Origin of the sequence: Vibrio sp. OPT46, from assembly GCF_015163535.1 — a bacterium.
GTDB classification, from domain to species: Bacteria; Pseudomonadota; Gammaproteobacteria; order Enterobacterales; family Vibrionaceae; genus Vibrio; species Vibrio alginolyticus.
This window is the reverse complement of sequence record NZ_JADDYG010000908.1, coordinates 1-266: the sequence shown is the minus strand read 5'-3', so window position 1 is coordinate 266 and position 266 is coordinate 1. Positions and strand designations below refer to the sequence as shown.

Sequence of the window (266 nt, the reverse complement as noted above, 5' to 3'; positions counted from 1 at the left end):
CCACGAATCACTGTACCTTGTTTGATTACTTGGTTAGTGCCTTTTACTGGTAGGTCTTTAATTACTGTTACATCGTCACCTTTCTTAAGTTCAGTGCCGTTACAGTCAACAGTTTTATCGTCAGCAGACATCCCTTTCATTGCCCAGTTCATTTGCTCTTCTTCCATGTACATCATGTCAAGAGCATCTTGAGCCCAGCTTTCTGTGTTTAGGCGAGTGAGTTGGCGCCATGCAGTCACTTGTACAGCAGGAACCTGGCTCCACAT

The 266-nt window shown here is 44.7% G+C and carries 1 protein-coding gene; it reads right to left on the bottom strand.

Annotated elements, in window-relative coordinates; translation table 11 throughout:
• The coding region (locus IQR33_RS31970) for a PhnA domain-containing protein (RefSeq protein ID WP_193844331.1) at nt 1-266 on the bottom strand (266 nt) is incomplete at both ends.